The organism is Trebonia sp., from assembly GCF_030042015.1.
Lineage (GTDB): Bacteria > Actinomycetota > Actinomycetes > Streptosporangiales > Streptosporangiaceae > Trebonia.
Genome location: NZ_JASIAL010000472.1, coordinates 1 through 4,791, shown reverse-complemented (window position 1 = coordinate 4,791; position 4,791 = coordinate 1). Strand labels below are relative to the sequence as shown.

The window sequence follows — 4,791 nt, the reverse complement described above, 5'->3', positions numbered from 1 at the left end:
GCCGCGTCCCCACTAGCGGCAGATTTTTCCCGCGACCAGGGAACCGCTCGCAGGTCTCTCCCGTCCAAATAATCACATTGGCCACTGGGGGTGTCCGCTAGGCGAAGGGACAAGTGCCGATGGCGAGCCGCTATCTTCCGCGCTGGTCCGCGGGAAAGAAAGCCATGGCTCTTGCGGTGCCGCTCGTGATCGGTGCGGTGTCGGCCGCGGTCACGGTCTCGGGGCCCGGCCCGGCCATCGCCGCGTCGGTCTCGACTACCCAGCCAACGCCTACGGCGTCACCCACTGCACCCGTACCCGGCGGATCGCCGACCCCCACAGCCACGCCGACCCCCACAGCTACGCCGAGCCCGACAGCAACGGCGAGCCCGACAGCAACGGCCCCCGCCCCCACCCAGTCCCCGAAGCCGACGCATAAGCCCTCAGCGTCCCCCACGCCGACCGTGACACACGGCACAGCGGCTACCCAGGCTCCGACCCCGACCCCCACGTCCACGCCCACGCCCACGGCGACTTCGAGCCGGGCGGCGAGCAAGCCCACCCGTGCGCCGTCAGTGACCACGAGCCCGCCGAAGCCGCGGCCGCACGCGGCCGCTCCGTCGCCGCGCCGCCCGTCCGCAACTCCCGCGCCCTCGCCAGCGGCTCCGCGCACGCCGTCCGCGCCGTCCACATCGTCCGCGCCGTCCACATCGTCCGCGCCGGTCCCTGTCCCGTCGGCGACCGCGGTCGGCTATGCCCTGCCGGTGCCCGCCGGCGTGGTGGCGGCGGACCCCCGGCTTACCGGCGCGGGCAGCCCCGGGCCGCGGCGCACAGAGCCCGCGGGAGCGGTGACCCTCCCGGTGGCGCCGGGGACAGCCGTCGACGCGGTCACGGCCGGAACCCTCAGGGTCATCCCCGCGGGTGACGGGACGTCGACCGTTGTCCTGTCCGGCACAGACGGCGCCACCTACACCTACCGCGACGTGACCGTGACCGTGGCGCAGCGCACCGGAGTGGCGGCGGGCACGCCGATCGGTGTCAGCGGACCCGCCGGCCTCACGTTCTCGATCTCAGTGCCCGACGTGCGCGGCGCGGTCGACGCCGGCGAGGCACTCCAGGCGTGGGCGGCCGGGCTCAGCGTGAATGTCCGCGCGCTGCCCGCCACGGTCGCCCCCGGCACTGCCGCGCCGGCCCGCACGCAGGTACTGCTCGTTACCGACGCCGCAGCGGGCGGCACCGGCACGGACCTGGCCGCGTCCGTAGCCAGCCAGCTGGTCAGCGTCCGGGCCAGCAGGGCCGCCGATACGCGGGACGGCCCGGCCCTCGCGGTGCTCGCGGCGCTGCGCACCCGAAGCAGTCACGGCACTCAGGGCACCCGCGACGCTCGCGGCGCGCGGCTGGTGGTGGTCGCCCTGGCGAACGGGACGCCGGCCCAGGCCACGGTGCTCGCGGCGCGGCTGCCCGCGGGCCAGGATGTGCTGTGGGTCGCCCCGCCGGCGACCACGCCCAGGCAGGCCGCGGCGTACCGGGCGATCGTCGCCGCCAGGCCCGGGTTCCGCGTCGAATCGCTGCCGAGCGCCCTCGCCGGCGTGAGCGCGGGGCCGCTGCGCGCGCTGGCGACGGCCACGCTGGTCGCCGCCTACGCGTCCGCGGCCTACCGCCTGCCGGCACTGTCGGCGCTCTCGGCGCAGGCGGCCCGCACCGTGCTCGGCTGGGCCGAACTACAGCTCGGCAAGCCCTACAAGTACGCGGCCGCCGGGCCGGGCAGCTTCGACTGTTCGGGGCTGACGATGGACGCCCTCGCCCAGGCCGGGATCACCGTGACCCACAACGCGAACGCCCAGTGGCAGCAGACCCGGTCCAGTCCCGTCGCGGAGGACAAGCTCGCGCCCGGCGACCTGGTCTTCTTCGTCGGCGCCGACGGCTCGCCGACCGCCCCCGGCCACGTAGGGATCTACGTCGGCTACGGCGACATCATCGACGCGCCGTACACCGGGGCGGATGTGCGCTTCGACCGGCTGGCCAGCATCGGCGGGTACATCGGCGCGACAGATCCGTACGCCGCCAGCTACGCCGCCGCGACCGCCGGACCCGGCGCGCCGCTTCCCGCCGCACCGGACCTGGCGACGCCCGCGGCCCTCAACCAGTACCAGAGCTTCGCCCGGACGCTCGCCGACGCCGCCTGGGGACCGGGCCAGTTCCCCTACCTGTACCTGCTGTGGGAAAGGGAGTCCGGGTGGAACCCCGCCGCGACCAACCCGGTCTCCGGCGCGTTCGGCATCCCGCAGGCGCTGCCCGCGGCAAAGATGGCCGCCGCCGGGCTGGACTGGGCGACCGACCCGTACACGCAGATCATCTGGGGCATCGGGTACATCCAGGCCACCTACGGCACACCGCAGGCCGCGTGGGCCCACGAACTGGCCTACAGCTGGTACTGACGTCGCTTTGCCCCGACGAATACATCAACTGACGGATGTTTCCGGCTGAAACTTGCAGCAGGATTTGCCGTGCAACCATCTGCCTAGGACACCACCCCGCTAAGGAATCCGATGAACACGATGGCGCGGTCCGCGTGAACTCCACGCGCGATGCCAGGGAGCCGGCGCCGCCGCCGGCCGAGCTGGACCAGGTTATCGCCGCCCATGCCTTCCGCCGCGCGGCGGCCGCGTTCGCCGACGCCGTCGCCGCCGCCCGCGCGCACGAGCTCGGCAAGGCGCGCAAACTGGCCGCCGAGGCGGCTGAGCACCTTGCGATGGCAGAACGGGCGCAGCACGGGCTGGGTTTCCGCACGTACGCCAGACCCAGGGGCGAACCCTAACAAAGGCGTACAGGAAGCGATTCCAGGCCGTGGATGAGGCTGCTTGGACGCCACCGCAGCGTCGCCGCCGGCGCCGCGAGCGACAGGTTCGGGAACCGCGCGAGCAGTGCGCCGAACGCGACCTCGCCTTCCAGCCGGGCCAGCGGCGCGCCCAGGCAGTAGTGAATCCCGTGCCCGAACGCCAGGTGGCCGCCCGCGTCCCTGCCGACGTCGAGCGCGTCGGGCGAGCCGAACCGCGACGGGTCGTGGTTCGCCGACGACGTCACGCACAGCACCCACTCACGGGCCGGGATCGTCACCCCGCCGATCTCCACCGGCTCGAGGGTGTACCGGTCGGTCGCGTGGTTGAGCGGGTTGGCGTACCGCAGCAGCTCCTCCACGGCCGACGGGAGCAGCGACGGATCGGCCCGCAGCCGGGCGAGCTCCGGCGGGTGGGTCTGTTATGTCTCAAGAGACGCCACCGGCCGTTCGGATGACGCCAAAAGCCCGGCCGGTTACGGTCGCGACCGAGCGGTCGGCGGCCAGCCGGCGCGTAGAGTTGCATGCGTGGCAGACCCCTCCCGCTACAGGCCCGCACCGGGGGCGATCCCGGAAGAGCCGGGTGTGTACCGGTTCCGCGACGAGCGGGGGCGGGTCATCTACGTCGGGAAGGCCAAGTCGCTGCGGCAGCGGCTTAACCAGTACTTCGCCGACTTCACCGCGCTGCACCCGCGCACGCAGGCCATGCTCACCACCGCCGCCGGGGTCGACTGGACGGTCGTGAAGACCGAGGTCGAGGCGCTGCAGCTGGAGTACTCCTGGATCAAGGAGTTCGATCCCCGGTTCAACGTCAAGTACCGCGACGACAAGAGCTACCCCTACCTCGCGGTGACCATGGACGAGGAATTCCCCCGGGTCATGGTGATGCGGGGTGCCAAGCGCAAGGGCACCAGGTACTTCGGCCCGTACAGCCACGCCTGGGCGATCAGGGACACGGTCGACACGCTGCTGCGGGTCTTCCCTGTGCGGACCTGCTCCACGGGCGTGTTCAAGCGCGCCGGCCAGATCGGCCGGCCGTGCCTGCTCGGCTACATCGGCAAGTGCAGCGCGCCGTGCGTCAAGCGGATCAGCGCGGCCGGGCACAGGGAGCTGGCCGAGGACTTCTGCGACTTCATGTCCGGCCAGACGGCGCGGTTCATCAGGAAGCTCACCGCGCAGATGAGGGAAGCCTCCGACGCCGAGGAGTACGAAAAGGCCGCGCGGCTGCGAGACGACGTCAAGGCGCTGGAACGGGCGCTGGAAAAGCAGGCCGTGGTGCTCGGCGACGGCACCGACTGCGACGTGATCGCGCTGGCCGAAGACCAGCTCGAGGCCGCCGTGCAGGTCTTCTACGTGCGCGGCGGGCGGATCCGCGGCCAGCGCGGCTGGGTGCTCGAGAAGGTCGAGGACGTGACGACCGGCGGCCTCGTCGAGCACTTCCTCGGCCAGTTCTACGGCGAGGGCCTCGGCGAGCAGGCCGCGGTCAACGCCGGCCTACCGCGCGAGGTGCTCGTGCCCGAGCTGCCGCCCGACTGCGCCGCGATGACCGAATGGCTGTCGGCCCGCCGCGGCGGCCCGGTGCAGCTGCGGGTCCCGCAACGGGGCGACAAGAAGGCCCTGGCGGAGACCGTCGCGCGCAACGCCAAGGAGGCGCTGGCGCTGCACAAGACCCGGCGGGCCAGCGACCTGACCACGCGCAGCCAGGCGCTGCACGAGATACAGCAGGCGCTCGGCCTTGACGACGCGCCGCTGCGCATCGAGTGCTACGACGTGTCGAACCTGCAGGGCACGCATGTGGTCGCCTCGATGGTCGTGTTCGAGGACGGCCTGGCCCGCAAGAGCGAGTACCGCCGGTTCTCCGTGCGCGGGTTCGACGGCAGCGACGACATCTCCGCCATCCGCGAGGTGATCACCAGGCGGTTCCGCCGCTACCTGGCCGAGCGGGAGGAGACCGGCGAGCTTGACCGGCTCGGCGA

Annotated in this window: 4 protein-coding genes and 2 pseudogenes; 4 read left to right on the top strand and 2 right to left on the bottom strand. The window is 72.6% G+C overall.

Going from position 1 to position 4,791, the window contains the following annotated elements; translation table 11 throughout:
- Nucleotides 1-130: 130 nt before the first annotated feature.
- Nucleotides 131-688, bottom strand: coding sequence for a hypothetical protein (locus Q1N79_RS25000; RefSeq protein WP_300613027.1), 558 nt, complete (start codon nucleotides 686-688; stop codon nucleotides 131-133).
- A gap of 55 nt (nucleotides 689-743) precedes the next feature.
- On the opposite strand from Q1N79_RS25000, the pseudogene Q1N79_RS24995 reads away from it, so the two are divergent.
- The 3 genes and pseudogenes from Q1N79_RS24995 to Q1N79_RS24985 all read left to right on the top strand — a co-directional run.
- Nucleotides 744-2,012, top strand: a pseudogene (locus Q1N79_RS24995) (C40 family peptidase); the annotation flags it as partial.
- 183 nt (nucleotides 2,013-2,195) lie between these two features.
- Nucleotides 2,196-2,417: pseudogene (locus Q1N79_RS24990) on the top strand (transglycosylase SLT domain-containing protein); the annotation flags it as partial.
- Nucleotides 2,418-2,551: 134 nt separating this feature from the next.
- Nucleotides 2,552-2,797 carry a hypothetical protein gene (locus Q1N79_RS24985; protein WP_300613025.1) on the top strand — a complete coding sequence of 82 codons (246 nt, stop codon included), beginning with the start codon at nucleotides 2,552-2,554 and terminating at the stop codon, nucleotides 2,795-2,797.
- Here Q1N79_RS24985 and Q1N79_RS24980 read toward each other — a convergent pair.
- A complete protein-coding gene (locus Q1N79_RS24980) occupies nucleotides 2,794-3,192 on the bottom strand; it encodes a cytochrome P450 (RefSeq protein WP_300613029.1) in 399 nt (132 codons plus the stop codon). The genes Q1N79_RS24985 and Q1N79_RS24980 overlap by 4 nt on opposite strands.
- A gap of 151 nt (nucleotides 3,193-3,343) precedes the next feature.
- Here Q1N79_RS24980 and uvrC point away from each other — a divergent pair.
- Nucleotides 3,344-4,791, top strand: a 1,448-nt coding sequence (gene uvrC / locus Q1N79_RS24975; RefSeq protein WP_300613023.1) for an excinuclease ABC subunit UvrC, incomplete at its 3' end; no start/stop codon positions are given.